The following is a 17,467-nucleotide window of genomic DNA, read 5'->3' on the forward strand; positions in this document are numbered from 1 at the left end:
GCCTATGATTGTCGCCGAAGACTTGAGCAAGCGCTACGGTTCCACACTGGCCGTTGATGGATTATCGCTGACGGTCGAAGGGGAGCTCTTTGTCTTTCTCGGGCCCAATGGCGCCGGCAAGACCACCACGATTAAGCTCATGACTGGCCTGTTGCGGCCGGATCGTGGGCACGTGCGCATCAACGGGTTCGACGTGGCCACGCAGCCGCTGCAAGCAAAGGGCTGCCTTGGCCTAGTGCCGGAACGGCCGTACGTCTATCCCAAGCTCACCGGACGTGAGTTCCTCTTCTTCATGGCCGACCTCTACCGTGTCGACCGCGCGACGGCCGTGCGTCGCTTCGAGCACCTGGTGGAGCTTTTCGATTTGGCAGGCCACATCGACCGCCTCATCGAAACCTACTCGCATGGCATGAAGCAGAAAATCGCGCTGAGCGGCGCTCTCATTCATGACTCGAAAGTCTTGTTCCTCGACGAGCCAACCGTGGGCCTTGACCCGAAGAGCGCACGGAATCTGAAGAGTCTGCTCAAGGGCCTGGTGCAGCGTGGGGTCACGGTGTTTATGTCCACCCACATCCTCGAGATTGCCGAGTCGATGTGCGACCGCGTGGGGATCATCGACAAAGGGAAGCTGATTGCCCTTGGCACAATGGCAGAGCTGCGCGGGAAGTCGTCGCGCCGCCAGTCGTTGGAAGACATCTTCCTTGAGCTCACCGGCGGGGACGAGTACCGGGAGGTGCTCAAGTATCTGGAGGAGAGTTAGAGGCCCATGCTGCTTTTCCTGCTCCGCAACAGGCTCCGCATGTACATCAACCTGCTGCGCAGGGTCGAGGGCACCAGGCGCCTGCGCACAGTCTTGCTCGTGGCACTGTGGCTCTTTTTCGTGGGCTACGTGTTCCAGGGCACGCAGGCGATGTTCCAGGCCATAGCACAGGTTGCGGGCCCGCAGGCTACAGGAAAAGTGCTGGCGGTGCTCCTTTTTGCCCTGCTGGTGGCACTCCTGCTGAGCGGTACCACCATCTGCATCCACATTCTTTTCGTCTCGCAGGATCTGCCCCTGCTCCTTTCCGCGCCCATCCGGCGGCGCACCCTGTTCTTGTACAAGCTGGTAGAGGCAACCGTCAGCAACTCGTCGATGTTCTTGATGCTTGGCTTCCCTCTCCTCTTGAGCTTTGGCGCGGCGCAGAACGCTGCCTGGTGGTACTATCCGCTCATGCTGGCGGTAGCCACTGTGTTTGTGGCCGTACCCACGAGCCTCTCGGCGATGGTGGCGCTGCTTGCCGTGCATCTGCTTCCGGTGCGACGTGCGCAAGAGGTGATGAGCGTGGCGTTGGCCTTGGTCTTCCTGGCCGTGTGGACGGGGATGCAGCTGCTCCGTAGCTCGCTGGATGCCAGTGGACCTGGAGGGGTCACAGGGCTGCTCGCCTTGACCCGTTCCAATCTATTCGCCGTGACACCTGCAGGGTGGGCGGCAACCATTATCGCCGGTCTGTTGGCGGGCCACTGGACGAGCGCGAGCCTGGCCGCTGTGCTGTTGGCCGGCAGCACCGCAGCCATGATCGTAGTGAGTGTCGCGCTGGTGGATAGCATCTACGCACGCGGCGTAGGAAAGGAAGAAGCGGCCCCACTCAGCAGAGGCAGCGAAGTGCCAAGTCGTAGGCTGGCAAGGGCCGGCCACGCTGGCTCTCTTTTCCGCGCCGCCTTTCTGCGGGACGCGCGGCTGCTGCGCCGTGAGCCCACCCAGCTGATGCAGCTCGTCATGCTCGCCGCGATGATGGTCGTGATGACGTTCATTCTCAAACGGGATACCGAAGGAGAACAACTCTCCCGGCTCGAGTTGCTCATGCCCCTGATCTTCGTCGTTCTGTTCAGCGCGATGAGCACGGTGGGAATCGCCGCGCGGCTCATCCCTCTGGAAGGGAAGGCCTTCTACCTGACCAAGATCGCGCCCCAGCGGCCTACGCGCCTCTTGGCGGCCAAACTCTCTCTCGCGTGGCTCCTGGGAACCACGGTCGCGTTGTTTGGCACAGTCGTGGTCACCATCCTGTTCGCCCACCCCCTGAGCAGAGGGCTGGGCGCATTCGGGCTTGCCTCGCTGGTCTGCCTGGGCACGGGCGGCCTCGGACTTTTGTTGGGGGCCTACTTCGCTGATTTCGACTGGGAAAGCCCCAAGCGCATGATCACCGTGGGCGGCGGCTTGCTCTCGGCCGTTGTGCCGCTGGTCTACCTTGCCCTCCTCGGCGGACTCGGGGCGCTGGTCTATTTATTGGCCCACACCCTTCTCGGAGCCGAACAAGTAGTGGCATTGCTGTGTGGCGCCCTCGTCCTCTTGAGCCTGAGCATCGGGGCAGCAGCAGCCTCGCTCCTGGCGGCAGGGCGTCGTGTGGACACTATGGCCTGGCTTCACTGAGCTGCATCGGCTATGGCAACAAGGAAAGGAACGGAAATGCCAATGGAAAGTACCGGACGGAAAAAGGGCCTGATGAGGGAATACGCGGAGGCAGTGGCGGTTGCTGTCGTGGCAGCACTCATCTTGCGCATCCTCGTCATCCAGGCGTTTCGCATACCCACCGGATCAATGAAGGACACGTTGTTGATCGGCGACTTTCTCATGGTGAACAAGTTCATCTACGGCGTGCGCACGCCGAGCAGCCTGCCTTTGGTGAAAGCGAAGATTCCCCATACCCGCTTGCCGGCGATAAAGCAACCCAAACGCGGTGAGGTCATCGTCTTCAAGTACCCGTTGGACGAGCGGCTTGACTACATCAAGCGCTGCGTTGGCCTGGCCGGCGACACGATCGAAGTGCGCAACGGCGACCTTTACATCAACGGCAAGCCCGAGGGCAAGAAGGAATTGATTGGGCGGCGCTACGACCCGGAGGACGGCCATTACGTGCTGGAGTACCGCATCACCACCGAGCGAGGCCAGAAGTACAACATCCGCCACTACGAGATGCGCAGCAGGAGCTTTGACAACTTCGGCCCGATTGTGGTGCCGCGCGGCCACCTGTTCATGATGGGAGACAACCGCGACAACAGCGCTGACAGCCGCTTCTGGGGGCCCTTGCCTTTCGACAACGTGCTCGGCGAGGCAATGATTATCTACTTTTCTTGGGATTCCCGCGTGCCCCTGTACAACTTCACCAAGAAGATCAGGTGGTTCCGCCTTGGCAGGATCATCCGCTGAGCCGCTGCCGCCGGCTGGCCTCTACGTCCATGTGCCCTTCTGCCGGCGCAAGTGCCCATACTGCGACTTCTATTCCGTCCCTTTCCGTACCGAAGAGGCCGAACACTTTCTTGCTGCACTCCAGCGCGAGATGCGTCTTTGGGCGAAGCAGGGCCCGCTTGCCGGCACCCCCTTCACTACCCTTTACATCGGCGGCGGAACACCTTCTCTGCTCACGCCGGCGCAACTGTCCACGATCTTCTCAGCCGTGGACTCACTCTTCCGCCTCCACTCCGGTGCGGAAGTGACCCTGGAGGCCAACCCCGCGACTCTGTCGGCCAGTCAGCTTTGCGCGCTCCGCACGGTGGGCGTCAACCGCCTGAGCCTGGGCGTGCAGTCATTGCACGAGGGTGAGCTGCACACCCTTGGCAGGCTGCACACCGCCGCCGAAGCGGAGCGAACCTTCCGCCAGGCGCGCGAAGCCGGGTTCGACAACCTGAGCGTAGACCTCATTTTCGGTATCCCGGGTCAAACAACGGCAAGTTGGGAAGCGACCCTGCGCAAGGTCATCGACTGGTCTCCCGAGCACCTCTCCACCTACGCGCTGACGCTGGAACCGTGCACGCCGATGGCACAGGCGGTGGCAAGGGGAGCGCTCAGGCCGGTGGGTACCGAAGAAGAGAAGAGGATGTACCTCCTTGCCCATGACCTCCTGACGGCGAATGGTTACGAGCACTATGAAATTTCCAACTACGCCAAACCAGGCTCTCGATGTCGGCACAACATGCAGTACTGGCAGCGCCACCCTTACCTTGGCCTCGGGCCCTCGGCCCACTCTTTCCACGGCAACCAGCGCTGGTGGAACGTAGCGGACGTGAGCGCGTACTGCCAGGCCTTGGCGCATGATTCCCTGCCCGTGCAAGAAAGAGAGGTCCTCACTGGTGAGCAGGGGCGCTTGGAGACCATCATGCTTGCCCTGCGCACCGCAGAAGGGCTTGAACTGCGCAGCCTGCCTCCTGAATCAGCGCGTAGGGCCCTGGAGGGCGCTGCTCGCCTGTCTCCGGACGGCAAGCACCCGCTTGCCCTGTTAGACGCGGAGCGAATTCGCCTGACGCACTATGGCTTTCTCGTGCACGAGGAAGTGTGCAGGCTCTTGGCATAGACGGAATTCGGCAGCGTTCCTCTCCTGGCTTTCGAGGCAAGAGAGGCGCCGAGGCAGAAGTTGGCGAAAATGTGACTTCGCTCACCAACGCTCTTGCCGAAAGCCCGTATCATGAGGCAGCAGGAAATGGGCGCAGACTCCATGAGGCTCCAGGTCACACGGTATTGCCGGATGTCAGATCCGGATGCATGCTGCAGCAGTCGCTTTCCACCAACTAGGAGGAGAGTCCCATGGCAAGAGTCGCTGTTCTCACCCTCGCCGCTGTAATGCTTATCCCCATTGCCGCCATGGCGGGCGGACCCTTCTCGCTCGGGCCCCGTGTGGGGTACTACAAGGCCCAGGACGCCGACGAGGGGAAGCTCTTTGCTGGCGCCGCCGCACGCCTGCGCCTCAGCTCCGCCCTCGCCGTTGAGGGCTCGGTGGACCTTCGCAAGGAAGAGTACATGCGGGGACGGGTCACCGTCACCAGCTGGCCGGTGATGGTCACCGGTTTAGTCTACCCGTTGCCCTTCCTCTATGGCCTGATTGGCGCTGGTTGGTACAACACCAAGGTTGAATACGCACCCCTCGGCGGGCTCTTGGCCCGAGAACCGGAATACGAGTAACAATTTGGCTGGCACTTTGGCGCGGGATTGGAAATACCTCTCGGCGGCAACCTGCGCCTGGCAGGGGACGTGCGCTACGTTTTCCTCGACTATGACTTCTCTGCCGTGCCCGGAAGCGAAGAGGTAAAAGCGGACTTTTACGCCGCCACCTTAGGACTGCTCATCCGGCTGTAGGGAACGCAGCCAAGGGGTGTCCGGCGAGGGCAGTTTATGGAAACAAGAGGCGCCTCGCACACCGCCGTTTCCTCCCCTCAGCACTCGCCGGTGTCGCTCATAGCAAAAAGGGCTGGCCAATAGCGGCCAGCCCTTTTCCATGCCCTGCAAGAAGACAACCTCAATGCAGCTTCTTCTCCACCTCCTGCAACTCTTGCTTCGCTTCTTCCTTGTAGGTCGGGTCGTCGGCGTCGGCCACTGGTAAGGCGATAACTTGCTCGTAGTGCTTCTTGGCTGCCTGCCAATTGCCCACCATCTTGTAGGTGCGCGCCAGTTCCAGGTGGTGATTGATGTGCTCCGGCTTGATGGCAATGGCCTTCTGGAAGTAGGCGATGGCCTCCTCATTGGAGGCCGAAGGCAGACCGCCGTAGAGCACTTTCGCAAAGGCCTTCAGCACACCACTCAGGTTCGCCACTTCGCGGTGCCAGCGCCCCAGCAGGTGCAGCGCCCCGTCATGCTCCGGATTGAGCGACAAGGTCTTCTCCCCTTCTGCCTTCACCTCTTTGGACAGCTCGACCTTAGTCTTCCCACCAACGTCCAGCGCCACGCGCCCTACCGCAACGGCCAGTTGGAAATGAGCCTCCGCCTCATTTGGGCAGAGAGCCACCGCCCTGCGCGCCGCCTTTTCGCCCAGGGAATAGAACTGGCGGCGCTGCGCCTTGTCCGCCTGCTCTCCCACGTCCACATAGGCGCGTGCCAACTTCCACCAGGCCTCGCACTTGTTGCTGTCGGCAATAGTGGCCCTCTTGTAGGCTTCCAGCGCGCCCTTATTGTCAAAATTCTCGTAGCTCTGGTCGCCCCGTGCCAACCAATCTGCGGCGGTGCCCTCCATGATGGCCTCCTGCGCGAGGACCATGCCCGCCAAGCCCATTAGAAGCGCAACCACACCGACGATTCGGTAGCTCATGACGTTCCTCCTCGAGTTTCTGATACACTCCAACCGGAAAACGCTGCCTATTGTACGAATTTTCCCTGAAAAAGTCAAATGATATTTGAACGCGGTTCAGCAATGAGGTGCCGGCGGCCAACAGCTCAGGAACCGAAAGGGATGCGCCAAGGCCCTCAGGCCCCAGTTGCCTGAGGTGCCACCAAAGGTGGCGAGGCGCCCATTTCTGGTCGCCTCTCTTGCAGCAGGCTGGTGGGCCCACTCGCACGCCGAGGGCCAGTCGGCTCCGTAATGAGCAGGCGTGCGCACTGGAGCCATGCCGGAAAGAGCCAGCTTACTACCTTCTGGGCAGAGAAGGTCCTTGCCTACATGCAATTCCGGTCGAGAGCCCGGGAGCTCACCATGCTCTCATCGAAGGGGAGAAGAATCGAGGTCTCCGGCGAAGTGAAGATGACTGGGACCCGATGCGAGGGGAGATGGCAAGGCCGCTTCAGCCCGAACAAGCCTTTCGCCTACCGGGCAATCACCAGCTTGCCAATGGCTTCTGCAGAGGTGGGACCATCGCTTCCCTGGGCGCGGGCCACGATGCGGTACAGGTAGAGGCCGTTGGCTAACTCGTCACTGTCCTCATCCCGACCGTCCCACAGAATGGCGTTGAAGTTGCTCATCGCCTGCGCTCTGATCTTCCTCACCAGCCGACCCGCCAGCGTGTAAACGCTGATGGTCACCTCGGCCTCTCTGCTCACGACGAAGGTAAAGTCGGTTCGTTCCCGAAACGGGTTGGGGAAGTTGACCACATCGCTGATCTTCAGCTCTCGCAGGGCCACCACCTCGAACGTCGCCGTGGCGACGCCGGAGTTGTTGGAATTGTCCCAAGCCTTAATCGTCACCGTGTGCGCCCCCTCGGCGAGGTCAAAGAGCTGGTATTCGAGGCTACCTTTGGTCCAGCTCCCTTCGTCATAGTTAAAGAACTCGGTGAGGTCTTTGCGCTCTTCTTCTCGCCCATCCAGCACCATGGTGATCTTGTGCCCGATGTCACCGGCGACGTTCACGCCGCTCAGAGAGTCGGCGATCTCCACCCTGATGACTGGGTTCGGGCCCACGTACTCGCCGCTGGCAAAATCCCTATCCTTGAAGCCGATGACGATGTGCGGGCCCTGGGAGTCCACCACCTGGGCACCTGTGCCCCCGACGCGCAAGCCGCTGCGGTAGCCTGCGCCATCACCTTCCTTTCCCCAAAAGTAGACGCTCACGCGCGCATCGGCGCCGCCGTAGGAAATGTCCTTGGGAACGATGAACTTGATGGCAAAGCGACCTTGCTCCACTTTGGCTTGCCCGCGAAAGAGCACATTTCCCGGCAGGACATAGCTCAAGGTTCCTCCGCCTTCCACGGTGTACGTCCGTGGTCGACGCGTGTCGAAGACCTTCACCAGGGCTTGACCGGCGAAGTCATCCCACGGAGCTCCGTTGCGGTAGATCCTGCCGGTCACGGTGGTTACCGCCAAGGCGGCGATGCTGTCCGGCTGCACGGATTCGATGGCCGCCTGATACCGCGGCGCCGCGATGCGCAACGTGGGATCTCCGAGGATCACGTAGCGGTCCTCGTTCTCTGCCGAGGCAGTCGCCAGTTTGGCTAACCACAACGCCTCCCCGAGGGTGCGCACCGTTCCCTTGGTTGCATAGTTGGCGAATAGTCTCACTAAGAAGCGCTTGTTCAAGTCGGCGTTCTGTTGTGACCAGGCGTCGCGGGCAGCAGCGAGCACGGCAATGGCCCCTCTGCCCTCGGCGGCAACAAGCTCTTCCGCCATACTCTGTTCGTAGGGGTCATCGAAGCGGCCGAAGCTGCACGTGGCGGCAATCCACAAGCCGAATCGCAGCCCATTCTGGATCTTGGGAAAATCAACAGGTGAGTTGAGCACCCGTTCGTGCGTCCACAGCTGTGGGTTGCCGTGGCCCACGAAGTTGATGATCAGGCTGCCCTTGTTAATCTGGTCCAGAAGAGCCTGGTTGGCAGCAGGTTTGACCACCCCGGAAATCGCAGGGCTGCGCACCGCTGGATATTCCACCAAGTACACCTTGCTCACGTCGAACAATTTGGGTATGGCATCCTCGGCAAGTGATTCCGCCTGCTGCGTGTGCATCAGCTCGTTTCCTACTCCGCCAAGGACCAGCTCATCGTCGCCCACCATCGTCACACTATTGCGCCAGTCGCCGTAGAAGGGGTTGGTCTCATAGGAAACAACTTTGTTCACCATCTCCTGTGCTTCTGCTGGCGACCGTGCCGTCAAGCGGCCGATGGCCAGGTCTGGCTGCTCGTCGTTGCCCGAGACGTAGGTGAACCAATCTTCCGAGGTAATGGAGTAGTCCTTGACGGTGTGACTGTTCTCGTAGGGCGGGATCCAGTTGGCATCCGCCTGGCTAACTATGTTGCGGTAGTCATAGTCCCCATCCCCGAAAAGCAAGACGTGGGTGGGCGCCTGGGCCCAGTTGTGGTAGGCGTACTTCAAGAAATCCCGAATGGCCGTGGGGTCAGTCAGGCCCCATGAGAACTCGTCGTAGACGTCGCTGATGCGCACCACTTGGGTGGTCATCCGCGCCGCCGCGTTCCAGGTTTCGCGCAGGCTTTTGAGCAGCATGGCCTGCTGGTAAAAGTCATCATGGGTGATAATCACGAACTCCGCGCCATTCTGCGGGTCGCGGAGGTGGGAGACTGCGTCCTCGCGGATGGAGACCGGCGTCCGTACCGCTGAGGTGGCGAACAGAAAGTATCGCCTACCGTCGGGCATGCGCGCCGAATCGGCAAAGGTGACAGTGCCGGCGCTCACGCTGAGCGGTTCGATGCGCCGGATGTTCCAAAAGTCTGACACATCCAGCACCACCACCTCGCCCTGGCCGAAACCCCGTACCGCAAATCGCTGAACCCCCTCTCCTGGCGGCGCATAGATGAGGAGTTGGTCATTCACCGCCACCAGCGAGCGCGCGTAGTGAATCTCAAACCAGTCCAGATAGCCTTGAGCGATGGCGGTGGCCCCGGTGAGGCGCACGGCGATCGCATTGCTGCCGCTCACCAACTTTCCGTTGGTGGAGCCCTCCCACTTCCCTATGCTGACTGCCTTGTATTGTTCGGTAGAATAATTAGACAGGCTGGTGCTCCCCAGGGACAGGCCGTTGGCCGTAAAGGTGAAAGTGTGTTGGCCCGAGGAAGCAGCGACCACATTGAATACGAACCGGGCCGTGTCCTCGGCCACCGCATTGGGAAGCTCGACCTTGTAGGTACGCGTGTCGCCGTGAGTCAGCAGGGCACCGAACCAGAGTAGGCCACTGCCAAAGGGGTTATGGAGGTCCTGGTCCAGGAAAAAGTGGTCGGTGAATTTCGTCACCTCTTTGGCGCCGACAGCCGAAGGCGAAGGGACGCTCGTCACCCTTTTGCCGGCGACCGCTTGCCCCCAGGTCAGCCAATAGACATTGTCCTGGGTGTAGCGGTTGATGTAGTGGCTCCAGCTCCTGGAAGCGGCATCGAAACTCCACCCTTGCACCCCTTTGCCATAGAACAACAGATAGTCATTGCTATCGAAGCGATTGTCGCCGCCGTCGTACACGAGGATCGGGTTTTCGATCAGGCTGTCCGCACGGGGAGCACTGAGGGCCTGAGGTAGTTCTCGGCCTCCGTTGTTGAACAGGCGCAGGGTCTTAGGGTCGATGCTGGCCAGGTTGACGCCAGCCGCTGCCAGCCGCGCTCCGTCGATGCGGTAGACGCCGTCCTCCCGGACGACGATCTTGTACCAAGGGCCTTCAGCTTTTGGCTTGTGCACTCCGACCGCGCGCCGCTGACGTTCCTTGCGCCACGCCCGTGCCTGCTCATAGTTGACCAGAAGCTCTCGATAAAAGTCCTCTTCCTGCGGCTGGGCCAAACTGAAGCCTCGAGCCTCCTGCACCTCGCCCTGAAAGCGCAGGCGCACCGAAATGCGCTCGTAGCGCCTAATGCGTTTTGCAGCAGGCAGGTACTGGACGGGCGTGAAAGTCACTTTCACTACGCGCTGCTGCCGCACCATAGCGGGATTGGATATCGCCACTGGGGAAGCCGGCCACACTTCGGCCGCATAGATGGCACTGTCTGGCGCCAAGTGCTCTTGTGGCAGCCCCTCCTCGTCGCGGCGGAGATGCGGCCGCGGCAATAGCTCACCACTCGGCAGTTCTGTGTAGCGAGCCTCTGTCACGGTGGCGGTGACCTCCCCTGTGAGCGGGACGCCGACCATGAAGGCGCGGGCTGGCAGCTGCGGTGCACCCTCCTCACCCACCAACTGCGCATCGCGGAAGGAGATGACCGTGTACTCCCTCCGGTCTCTTGCCACCGTGGAAATGGACCATTCGCGCGGCGAGAAGGTGAGAGTGAGGCCGTCGGCGTGAGTGACCACCAGCAGATCATGCTCAGGGCCCTGCCGTGCCATCGGGGCCTGGCGGTCGTGCGACAAAAGAGCCAAACACACCAAGACCACCAACGCAAGAAGATGATGTCGGCTCGTTGTCTGCATGCTCACTGCCGGCTCAGTGGGCAGTCCAAATATCGTGCAAGGGCGGCGCGGCGAAGCTCACTACTTCAGGGCCGCCCTTTCCGGCGCGGGCAAAGCGCCGGTCGTAGACCCGGATGAGGAGGAAGCCTGTCCCAAGACTAAGGAATGCAACGCTGATGCCGCGCGCCTCCGCACTCATAAAGCCAGGCCACGGAACCGCCCGACCCAGCGCGTAGCCAACAAGGAAAAGCAGTAGCGGAAAGATGAAGAGGAGGAACGAGTGGCCCACGACGACCTTCGGGTTCACTTCGACTTCCACCATATCGCCCACCGCCGCGCCGATGGTATTGCGCGCCTCCATCACGCCGCCGCCCTCGCCCAGAGCCTGGCACACGCGGCATTCCCCGCACTTGTCGCCCCGTATCACCTTCACCTGGGCGAACTCGCCAGCGACGGCCACCACTTCACCACATTCGCGCATTGCCACCTCCTTCTCGGAAGCCACTGGCTCCCCGCTCCTCCAACCGCGTTACCCGGCCGCCTTTTGCACAAAGTATTCGTGGATGCGCGGGTCCTCGGTTAGCTCGGGGTGAAAGCTCGCTGCCAAGAGGTTCCCTTGCTCGGCCATGACCACATCGTCGCCATGCCAGGCCAGCGGCCGCACACCTTGGCCAAGGCCGACAATTTTCGGCGCGCGGATAAACACCCCTTCGTAATCAAACGGTCCGTTGCCGAGATCCACTTTGACGGTGTCGATGAACGAGTTGACCTGGCGGCCGTAGGCATTCCGTTTGGCCTGGAGCTCAATAAGACCGAGGGTCTCCACAGCGGTGCCGTCCACCTTGCTCGCAAGGAGAATCAGTCCCGCGCAGGTACCGAACACCGGGTGTTCGCGAGCGTAGGCCTTAAGTTCTTCCCAGAGACCGTGCTTGCGCAGCATGAGGCTGAGGGTGGTTGATTCGCCTCCGGGGATGATCAGGGCCTGGCACTTGCGCAGCTGCTCCGCCGTTTTGACCAAGACCGGCACCACGTCCAGGTGCGCCAGCATCTGCTGATGCTTCTCGAAATCGCCCTGCACAGCCAGTACGCCAATCCGCAGTTGCTTCACCAGGGGCCTCCTACCATCCGCGCACGGCCATGCGCTCTTGTTCTGGCAGGCTGGCCACATCGATGCCGCGCATCGGTTCCCCGAGGCCTTCGCTCACCCGCGCAATCAGGTCAAAGTCCAGATAATGGGTCGTAGCCGAGACGATGGCCTTCGCGCGTTTGGCGGGGTCGGAGGACTTGAAAATACCGCTTCCCACGAAGACCGACTCGGCGCCCAGTTGCATCATGAGCGAGGCGTCCGCTGGAGTGGCCACTCCTCCAGCAGCAAAGTTTGGCACGGGCAGGCGACCGTGTTCCTTGACGTAGCGCACCAGTTCCACTGGCGCCCCCAGGCGTTTGGCTTCCGCCACCAACTCCTCATCGCCCAATGTGGTGATGCGTCGGATGGCCGACTGCACCATGCGCATGTGGCGCACCGCTTCGACGATGTTGCCGCTGCCGGCCTCGCCTTTGGTCCTGATCATGGCCGCCCCCTCGGCGATGCGCCGCAGGGCCTCTCCCAAATCGCGGCAGCCGCACACAAAAGGCACTTTGAACTTCCACTTGTCGATGTGGTGCTCCTCATCGGCTGGCGTCAACACTTCGCTTTCGTCGATGAAATCTACGCCCAGGGCCTGGAGGACCTGCGCCTCGGCAAAGTGGCCGATGCGGCATTTGGCCATGACCGGAATGGACACCGCCTTTTGGATGGCCTTGATGACCGCCGGGTCCGACATGCGCGCCACGCCACCCTGGGCGCGGATGTCAGCCGGTACGCGCTCCAGGGCCATGACCGCCACCGCGCCGGCGTCCTCGGCGATCTTCGCCTGCTCGGCGTTGGTCACGTCCATGATCACCCCGCCTTTCAGCATCTCGGCGAGGCCGACCTTCAGCTTCATGTCTTCGGCTGTTTTCATCTATCAGAGCCTCTCTGCAAAACCTCTACCCTGTTTGGTGAGCGTGGTAAATATATGAAATCGGCGAGCAAAGTGCAAGGAGCAATCGTGCTGCGAAGTGGCGGCAAGCAACTCCTCCCTAAGGAGTAGGGGCCTGCGCATGACTTTCTCCAGCCTGCAAGATTTCCCCCAGGCCGCGTTTCGACCCCGGAGTGCGCCGCCTTTATGCGGCGCCACCCGGCCGCAAGGCCGCGTAGGGGTGGCGGAAGGGAACTCCCCCCGCAATGCATAAAGGCATTGCACTCCAGCCCCACCCTGGGGCATCAAGCCCGACGTCCCCGACGCTTCCTGCGCCGCGTCACGGCAGGAAAAGCTCAGTCAGCCTGTCACCCACGGCCATGACGCTAGGCTCATTGCGGTTGGTCAGCACGATCACCGCAAACCGATCGTCCGGGTAGCGGTGGATCAAGGTCGCAAAGCGGCAAGTGCTTCCAGTGTGGTGCATGCGCCGCCGGCCACGATAGCTGTCCAGGCGCCAGCCATGGCCGTACCCGGTGCTCGTGCCGTCGTTCAACAACCCAGGGGTGAATGCCCTCTCCAGCGTTGCAAGCGAAACAAGGCGGTCACTGTACAGCGCCTGGTCCCAGCGAAACAGGTCGCGCACGGAGGAATAGATGCCCCCATCACCCAGCACAGCGCTGCTGGGACTCTGGTCTCGGAACACAAAGCCGCTGTCTTCCGCGACCATGTACCCTTAGGCCCGACAGGACACAGGCGGAACGCCCTTCTCGTAGGCAATCGTCGAAGTCATTCCCGCCGGGAGGAACACATTCTCACGGAGAAAATCGGCGAAGCGCATCCCCGACACTTTCCCCACGACCATGGCCAACACGGCATAACCGGCATTGCTGTACCGGAACTGGTTCCCGGGCGGAAAGTAGGTGGAATCCTGTTCCATCATCATGCGCAGCACGTCCGCGTCACTGACCTGCGAGGTCATCGTGTCGGGCAGCAGCGACTCATACTCGATGAGCCCGGATGTGTGGTGGAGCAGGTGGTCGATGGTGACCGCATCCCCGTACGGCGGAAATGCTGGAAAAACCTGCCGCAGGGTCTGGCCGTAGCGCAATAGCCCGCCCTCGACCAAAATCATGATACCCATGGCGGTGAACTGCTTGCTCACCGAGGCCAGGCGGAAGTTGGTGCACTCTCCAACCGGCCGCTCCTGTTCCAGACTCGCCAGTCCATAGCAGCGGGTGAGGATGGGGCGCCCTTTGTGGACGACCATCACTGCAGCGCCTGGCACCTGGCCACTGTAGGCACAGAAGAGCTCGTCCACCTCGTGCAGCTTCCGGGGTGCGCAACCCTGGGCGAAGAGAGCTGCTGCCAAAGCTGCGGTCAGCCAAGGTCTGCTGCGCATCCACCCTCCTCTGCAAGCCATTGATTTGCCCCCTGCGGCTTCTACCTGAGAAGCACGCAATGGCCCACAGCCGTTTTCCCACAGGCCTGAAGTCGATAGGTGTACACGCCCGCCGGAAGAATGCCCGGCTTCCACACTACCTCGGCGTATCCGGCTGGCACGTAGCTATCTTCCCGGGTAAATACTTGCTGCCCGAGCACATTGAAGACCGTCAACCTCATCGGTCCGGGCATGGGCACTTGGCAGCGAAAAGTAGCGTAGGGATTGGATGGATTCGGGTAGACTTGCACAGCGAGGGGGCTGCTCTCGGGCAACCACCCCTCCGGGGCAGAAGCAGCCCGCAAGCCGAGAATCTCGCAGGCCTGGACCAACATCTTGTCCATGGCGTACAGGTGTTTCATGTGGTCATCAGCGGTCTCACCCAAGTAACCGCGGAGATGGAACTGGCCCGTGTCGCAGCGCGAGTACTGGACGCCGATGTCGTCCGTGAGCGAACAGGGCAGGCGTTGGGCACCGATCCCCGCAAGGAGGTAATCGGCCGTCTGAGTGGTGGACTGGTACCCGACCGTCTTGATACTGGAGTGCGTGAGGAGCATCACCTTCCGGCCTGCAGCCGTATCGCGAGCCAGCCTTAGGAAATCCGCCATTTGCGCAGCCATCAGGCTAGGATCAGAACTGCAGTGGAGACCATCGGCCAGCGTGAGAGCATCGAGCCGGGCGTAGTACGCGGGGTTCTTGAGGACTTCTCGCACGCCAGCATAGCCGGCGCTGAAGGAGGTCACGATGAGCCACCCGAGGCGAGGTGCGGCCACGATTCCCAGGGTCGCCAACTGGCGAAGCGCGACGTCCAGGATCGCGGCAAAGCGGCTCTGGTCGGAGAAGTAGTTCTGGTAGGGGCTGGAGAGCGCGCCCAGGTGAATGTTCACCAGTGCGGCATTGGCGCGTGCCTTGTAGACCTGGTTCTCCGCAGCCCACGAGGCGCCGTGAAGGTGCACCACCAACAGGACATCTCCATCGCCCGGGGGTTGGAAGTAATCGGGCACGAACAGTTGGGCAAATTGGCCTCCCGCCCTGTTCAACAGCAATGAGTCGGTCAAGTCCACTCGGGTGCCGACGCCCACGCCCTGCGCCAGAGTCGCTGGGGCGCCCACCAAGCACAGGATGCAGCAGGCCAACGCTCTCGTCATCTGCGCCTCCCGCTAAGAATGCACGGCGCCTTTGTCCCAGGAGGAAATCCCTTTTGCGACCACCACATGGGCTACTCGGAGAGTTCAACTAATACGTTTCAGGATCTCCTGGAGCCGCTCAAAGACCATCGCCGCGTACAGGTGGTTGCCATGCGCCGTGAGGTGAATTCCGTCCTCTTGGACAAAATCCGCCAGCTTGATCTCCCACTCGCTCATCATCATCGGCAGGTCAACAATCGGCGCCTTGAGCTCGGCGGCCAGAAGCCGCACCGCTTCGTTGTACGGCTGAAGGTTGGCATGGAGCGTGCGACCATTTCCCTGAGGCAGCTTGGCGCGGGAAACAGGGTGGTTCACCACGAACACGCACACTCCCTTGCTCACCCGGCATAGGCGATGAAACTCCCGCAGGTTCTTCTTGTACTCCTCCACACCCACCGCCGGCACGCGCCGCCATGTCGGGTGGTTGCAGTCGTTGATGCCGAATTCCACCACCAGCACCCCGGGCAGAAGTGGCAACACATCGTCCGCAAAGCGCGCCAAACCGTTGGCGGTAGTGTTGCCTCCTACCCCGCGGTTGAAAACCCGGTAGGTACCGACCCTCCAGTCGTCCAGGGCGATCTGCAGCACCGTCGGCCAGCGGTCGCCCTCCGAGCGGTCACCGGCCTGGGTGATGGAATCGCCGAAGCAGATGATATTCACGTGTGCTCCTCGGCGAAGCCTCTGCCGCTCACTTATCTTGGGAAAGAGCCTCCAGGTCGGCGAGCACCTCCTCGGCGTGTTTGTCCGGCTTCACGTTCTCGTACACTTTGGCGATGCGGCCGTCTGGATCGATGAGGAAGGAGGTCCGCCTTGTCCCCATGAATTCTCTCCCCATGAATTTCTTCTTGCCCCACACACCGTAGAGCTGCACGACTTCCTTCGTACGATCGGCCAGGAGCGGAAACGACAGACGATACTTGGCAGCAAACCGAGCATGGGAAGCCGCTGAATCTGCACTCACGCCCAAGACCTGAGCACGGAGCTTGTCAAAAGACGGCAGCTGGTCCCTGAACGCACAAGCCTCCTTGGTGCATCCCGGAGTGTCGTCTTTTGGATAGAAGTACAACAGTACCCATCGCCCCCGATAGTCGGACAGGCGATGTGTGAGGCCATTCTGGTCAGACAGCGTAAAATCAGGAGCAGGGTCACCCGGTTGCAATTGCATGAGTTCCTCCTCGGCAAGCACAATTCCACGGCGAGGCACGCGCCTCCTCAGTCTCCCCAGAACCAGATCCCTCCGCGGTTACTGAGGTAGTAGAATTCGTCATTCAGGATCCTGCGATGAAGGACCTCTTCCTCGGCGAGTTTTTCGAACATGGCCTTCCCCTGAGGATCCTCAGTTTGGGCGGCGAGAGAACGGTAGCGCTCGTGGGCCTGGGTTTCCGCCTCGATGACCATCTGCAGAATGCTGAGCGCATCCTACTTGTTGGGCTCGATCTTGCCCGAGATCTCCGCTTTGGGCCGATAAGGGGCAAATGTTGTCCCTTGGTAGGGGGTGAACGTGCCGGCGGAGGCAAGCGAGGTCCTTAGCCTGTCCAATGCCTCGTAGTGGCTCTGCTCAAAGTTGGCCAGTTGCGTCAGCAAGTTTCTGCCGCGCTCGTTAGCCACCTTTCCCGCAGATTCGGCGTAGAACTGCTGCGCTTTCTTCTCCGCCTCCATGGCCAAGTTGATGGCGTCGATGATTGTCGGCTGTTCCTTCATGGTCTTGCCTCCCTCTCTGCTATATTCGCCCTACGGTTCAGGACTTGCCGTCCATCTGGAATTCCGGGATGCCGAGCCAGAAACCGGTGTGGTTGATGTAGTCCAGCTCCGCCTGGATCAAATCGTAGTGCGTGTCTTCCCATTCTGCCAGGCGCAGGAACATGGCCTTTGCCTCGGCATTGGCGGTCTTGGCCGCCTGCTCGCGGAAAAAGGCTGCTGCCTTCCTTTCCAGGTCGAGGGCAGTGTGCAATGCATCTACCTCTGCCAGGCCCGATTCGCCTCTGGTCTTGAGCTGCTTTTCTCTGAGCGCCGGAGCGATGCGCTCCACCTCGGACTTTGGGATCTCCACCTGGGTGAAGGGCTGGCCTTCTAACACGGCACGCCACTGCCGTTCAATAATCTTGTGGTGCTCATGTTCATCCATCGCCAAGCGGATGAACATGTTCTTGCCGGTTGTGTCTTTAGTCTGTCTGGCAAACTTGAGAAAGGTGGTCAGTCCCTGATCCTCGATCTCAAGTGCAGTCTGCAGGGTCTTGGTCAGCTCACTCGCTTCGGATGACATAATTCCTCCTCTCGCCGCCTCGGCAACACCGCCGGA

Annotated in this window: 17 protein-coding genes and 1 pseudogene; 6 read left to right on the forward strand and 12 right to left on the reverse strand. The window is 61.2% G+C overall.

What is annotated here, in order from left to right:
- The first annotated feature begins 4 nt into the window (after positions 1–4).
- The 6 genes from NUW13_01715 (at position 5) to NUW13_01740 (ending at position 5,104) form a co-directional block, all read left to right on the forward strand.
- Positions 5–760 carry an ABC transporter ATP-binding protein gene (locus NUW13_01715; protein MCR4437746.1) on the forward strand — a complete coding sequence of 252 codons (756 nt, stop codon included), beginning with the start codon at positions 5–7 and terminating at the stop codon, positions 758–760.
- A 6-nt stretch (positions 761–766) separates the two neighbouring features.
- A complete protein-coding gene (locus NUW13_01720) occupies positions 767–2,407 on the forward strand; it encodes a hypothetical protein (GenBank protein MCR4437747.1) in 1,641 nt (546 codons plus the stop codon).
- Positions 2,408–2,449: 42 nt separating this feature from the next.
- Positions 2,450–3,184, forward strand: a complete 735-nt coding sequence (gene lepB / locus NUW13_01725) for a signal peptidase I (protein MCR4437748.1) — start codon at positions 2,450–2,452, stop codon at positions 3,182–3,184.
- Positions 3,165–4,325, forward strand: coding sequence for a radical SAM family heme chaperone HemW (gene hemW, locus NUW13_01730; GenBank protein ID MCR4437749.1), 1,161 nt, complete (start codon positions 3,165–3,167; stop codon positions 4,323–4,325). Before lepB ends, hemW begins: the two co-directional genes overlap by 20 nt.
- 230 nt (positions 4,326–4,555) lie before the next feature.
- The gene (locus NUW13_01735) at positions 4,556–4,930 is read left to right on the forward strand and encodes a porin family protein (GenBank protein ID MCR4437750.1); all 375 of its coding nucleotides are present in this window, start codon (positions 4,556–4,558) and stop codon (positions 4,928–4,930) included.
- 27 nt (positions 4,931–4,957) lie between these two features.
- The gene (locus NUW13_01740; protein MCR4437751.1) at positions 4,958–5,104 is read left to right on the forward strand and encodes a hypothetical protein; all 147 of its coding nucleotides are present in this window, start codon (positions 4,958–4,960) and stop codon (positions 5,102–5,104) included.
- 160 nt (positions 5,105–5,264) lie between these two features.
- Here NUW13_01740 and NUW13_01745 read toward each other — a convergent pair whose 3' ends face one another.
- The 12 genes and pseudogenes from NUW13_01745 to NUW13_01800 form a co-directional block, all read right to left on the reverse strand.
- Complete coding sequence (locus tag NUW13_01745; GenBank protein MCR4437752.1) at positions 5,265–6,050, reverse strand: hypothetical protein; 786 nt, start codon at positions 6,048–6,050, stop codon at positions 5,265–5,267.
- A gap of 491 nt (positions 6,051–6,541) precedes the next feature.
- Complete coding sequence (gene porU, locus NUW13_01750; protein MCR4437753.1) at positions 6,542–10,477, reverse strand: type IX secretion system sortase PorU; 3,936 nt, start codon at positions 10,475–10,477, stop codon at positions 6,542–6,544.
- Between the two features lie 97 nt (positions 10,478–10,574).
- Positions 10,575–11,021 (reverse strand): SoxR reducing system RseC family protein, encoded by a 447-nt coding sequence (locus NUW13_01755; protein ID MCR4437754.1) that lies wholly within the window; start codon positions 11,019–11,021, stop codon positions 10,575–10,577.
- 48 nt (positions 11,022–11,069) lie between these two features.
- Positions 11,070–11,639, reverse strand: a complete 570-nt coding sequence (gene pdxT, locus NUW13_01760) for a pyridoxal 5'-phosphate synthase glutaminase subunit PdxT (protein ID MCR4437755.1) — start codon at positions 11,637–11,639, stop codon at positions 11,070–11,072.
- Positions 11,640–11,658: 19 nt separating this feature from the next.
- Positions 11,659–12,543, reverse strand: a complete 885-nt coding sequence (gene pdxS / locus NUW13_01765) for a pyridoxal 5'-phosphate synthase lyase subunit PdxS (protein MCR4437756.1) — start codon at positions 12,541–12,543, stop codon at positions 11,659–11,661.
- A gap of 337 nt (positions 12,544–12,880) precedes the next feature.
- Positions 12,881–13,942 (reverse strand): annotated as a pseudogene (locus NUW13_01770) (beta-lactamase family protein).
- Positions 13,943–13,983: 41 nt separating this feature from the next.
- The gene (locus NUW13_01775; protein ID MCR4437757.1) at positions 13,984–15,129 is read right to left on the reverse strand and encodes a hypothetical protein; all 1,146 of its coding nucleotides are present in this window, start codon (positions 15,127–15,129) and stop codon (positions 13,984–13,986) included.
- 84 nt (positions 15,130–15,213) lie between these two features.
- Entirely contained in the window at positions 15,214–15,828 is a 615-nt protein-coding gene (locus tag NUW13_01780; GenBank protein MCR4437758.1) for an SGNH/GDSL hydrolase family protein, read from the reverse strand.
- Between the two features lie 28 nt (positions 15,829–15,856).
- Entirely contained in the window at positions 15,857–16,333 is a 477-nt protein-coding gene (gene bcp / locus NUW13_01785) for a thioredoxin-dependent thiol peroxidase (protein ID MCR4437759.1), read from the reverse strand.
- 47 nt (positions 16,334–16,380) lie between these two features.
- Positions 16,381–16,566 carry a hypothetical protein gene (locus NUW13_01790; GenBank protein ID MCR4437760.1) on the reverse strand — a complete coding sequence of 62 codons (186 nt, stop codon included), beginning with the start codon at positions 16,564–16,566 and terminating at the stop codon, positions 16,381–16,383.
- A 21-nt stretch (positions 16,567–16,587) separates the two neighbouring features.
- Positions 16,588–16,869, reverse strand: coding sequence for a hypothetical protein (locus NUW13_01795; protein MCR4437761.1), 282 nt, complete (start codon positions 16,867–16,869; stop codon positions 16,588–16,590).
- Between the two features lie 37 nt (positions 16,870–16,906).
- On the reverse strand, positions 16,907–17,431 hold the full coding sequence (locus NUW13_01800) for a ferritin family protein (protein ID MCR4437762.1): 525 nt from the start codon (positions 17,429–17,431) through the stop codon (positions 16,907–16,909).
- Positions 17,432–17,467: the final 36 nt, after the last annotated feature.

This window comes from candidate division KSB1 bacterium, from assembly GCA_024655945.1.
Classification (GTDB): Bacteria; Zhuqueibacterota; Zhuqueibacteria; order JANLFK01; family Oleimicrobiaceae; genus Oleimicrobium.